Source organism: Nocardia sp. NPDC060220 (assembly GCF_042727815.1).
In the GTDB taxonomy this organism is placed as follows: Bacteria; Actinomycetota; Actinomycetes; order Mycobacteriales; family Mycobacteriaceae; genus Nocardia.
On the sequence record NZ_JBHWZY010000930.1, the window covers coordinates 1 to 2,532 of the forward strand.

Consider the following 2,532-nt stretch of genomic DNA (forward strand, 5'->3'; position numbering starts at 1 on the left):
GACCGCAGTCGCAGGGTGGGGTTTTCCGCACCCGTCGTCGCGGGGCCTGCACCATCGATACGGTCCGAGTAGCTACTTAGCGTCGAAAGCTATGCGACAGAAACTCTTTCGGGCCACAGTGCTCGTTGTGGGCACCGTTGTGACGGCCACGTTGGTGGCCGCTCTCGTCCTCGTGACGGCACGGTGGCGGGTCGTCGGGGATATGGTCGAGGCCACGGCGCGCTGGAACGACACCGACGTGGTGGTGCGAGTTTCCGACGGCGAGCGGCAGCGCGAATGGCACCACGAGGGCAGCGCCGCCGGGCAGACGAGTACGCCGGGACCGCACAGCAGGTTCCGGATCGGCAGCATCACCAAGACCTTCGTCGCCACCGTGGTGCTGCAACTGGTCGACGAGGGCAGAGTCGAGCTCGACGGCCCGATCGCCGGGCAACTGCCGGAGCCGATTCCGGGCGGTGACCGGATCACGGTGCGGCAGTTGATGAATCACACCAGCGGGCTCTACGACTACATGAAGGAATCGGGCCTGTCGACGAACCGGTGGCGCGGTGACGACCGCTTCCGCGCGCACGCGCCGCGCGATCTGCTCGCCACCGCGATGCGCCACGACCCGTATTTCGCACCGGGCGCCCGCTTCCGGTACTCGAACACCAACTACATCGCGCTCGGCCTGCTGATCGAGCACGTGACCGGGCACCGCTACGGCGACGAGATCCGCGACCGTGTCCTCACGCCGCTGCGGTTGACCGCCACCACCGTGCCCGGCGACGACCCGCGCGTCCCCGCGCCCGCCCTCACCGCGCACCGCGACATCGACGGTGCCGGGCGCGTGGATGTGACCGAGATGAACCCCTCGCTGGACTGGGCCGCGGGTGAAATGATCTCCACCACAGCCGATCTCGACGCGTTCTTCGCCGCACTGCTCGGTGGGCGCCTGCTGAGCCCCGCGTCGTGGGACCGGATGCGGGAGACCGTCCCGATGGGCATGGGTTTCCACTACGGCCTCGGCCTGCAGCGTTTCGAGCCTCCGTGTGGCGCCGACCTGTGGGGACACGGCGGTGAACTGCTCGGCTACGTCTCGTACGCGTTCCGCTCGACCGGCGGCCGGTCGCTGACGATGGTTCTCGGCTCGGCGGCGTCGTCGGACGCGCTGTCGCTGTTCACCACGGTCACCGCCACATACTGCCTCGCCTGACGGAGTTCTCCCCTGGGCAGTGGGGCGCAACAACGACGAGGCCGGGGCAGCGTGTCGCTACCCCGGCCCGCCATGGCGTTCATCAGCGCTGCAGGAAGGCGAACTCCTCTTGCAGCTGTGCCGTCTTGTCGCACAGCGCCGTCACCGACGGGCCCGCGTTGAGCACCTCGCGCGACACCGCGGGGACGGCGGCGGCGAAGTTCGCCTCGGTGACCAGGGCGCGGATGGAGTCCGCTCCCCCGCCCTGCGCGCCGACACCGGGCATCAGGATCGGGCCGTTGAGGGCCGACAGGTCGGGCGCCTCGGTGAGCGTCGCACCCACGACCACGCCGACGGAACCGAAACCGGACCCGACATTACGAGCCGCGGCCTCGTCGACCATCGTCTGCGCGATGGTGCGCCCGTCCGCGGCGGTGATCCGCTGCAGTTGCGCCCCTTCGGGATTCGAGGTCGCCGAGAGCACGAAGACCCCGCGGTGATTGTCCTTCGCCAGGCTCAGCGCCGGATCGAGGGAGCCGAACCCGAGGTAGGGCGAGACCGTCACGGCGTCCGAACCCAGCGGGCCGTCGCCGAGCCAGGCATGGGCGTAGGCGTCCATGGTGGAGCCGATGTCGCCGCGCTTGGCATCGGCCAGCACCAAGGTGCCCGACGCCCGCAGCACCGAGATGGTGCGCTCGAGCACCGCGATGCCGCCGGAACCGTAGGTTTCGAAGAACGCGACCTGTGGCTTCACCAGGGCGACGCGCCCGTCGAAGGCCTCGACACAGATCTCGGCGAACGCCTCGAGCCCGTCGACGTCTTCGGTGAGCCCCCACGCCCGCAGCAGCGCGGGGTGGGGGTCGATGCCGACGCACACGGGTCCGAACTGCCGCATGGCGTGCTGCAACCGGTGACCGAAGCTCATGTCAGCCACGCAGTTTCGAGTGCAGTTCCTGCAGCGAGCGCACCCCGATGCCACCGTTGATACCGGCCTCGATGCCCTGCACCGCCGCGGCAGCGCCCTGCACGGTGGTGATGCACGGAATGTTCGCGCCCACCGCGGCGGTGCGGATCTCGTAGCCGTCCACGCGGGGGCCCGAGTTGCCGTAGGGGGTGGCCGCCTTCTCGCGGACCGTGCGCAGGGCGGGGGCGGTGAGGAAGGGGTACAGCTCGATCTCGGTGAACCGCCGCAGGTCGCGGCAGAAGGAGCGGATCAGCCGGGCGTCGGCCGGGGAGACCTCCAGCAGGTGGGCCTCCAGCCGGCCGGGGTCGTTGTAGAAGACCACCGACCGGCCGGCTCGACGTGAAGAACTTCGTGATCCGGTACCTGGAGAAGAACCCGGCCATCCTGAAGGACC

3 protein-coding genes are annotated in these 2,532 nt (G+C 69.6%); 1 reads left to right on the forward strand and 2 read right to left on the reverse strand.

What is annotated here, in order from left to right; translation table 11 throughout:
• Nucleotides 1-127: 127 nt before the first annotated feature.
• Nucleotides 128-1,195 carry a serine hydrolase domain-containing protein gene (locus ACFWF3_RS31860; protein ID WP_379317496.1) on the forward strand — a complete coding sequence of 356 codons (1,068 nt, stop codon included), beginning with the start codon at nucleotides 128-130 and terminating at the stop codon, nucleotides 1,193-1,195.
• An 82-nt stretch (nucleotides 1,196-1,277) separates the two neighbouring features.
• On the opposite strand, the gene pyrF is transcribed toward ACFWF3_RS31860, so the two are convergent.
• Both pyrF and ACFWF3_RS31870 read right to left on the reverse strand, forming a co-directional pair.
• Nucleotides 1,278-2,099: an orotidine-5'-phosphate decarboxylase gene (pyrF, locus tag ACFWF3_RS31865; protein WP_379317498.1), complete on the reverse strand. Its 822-nt coding sequence runs from the start codon at nucleotides 2,097-2,099 to the stop codon at nucleotides 1,278-1,280.
• A gap of 1 nt (nucleotide 2,100) precedes the next feature.
• On the reverse strand, nucleotides 2,101-2,532 hold a 432-nt coding region (locus tag ACFWF3_RS31870; protein ID WP_379317500.1), incomplete at its 5' end, for a hypothetical protein.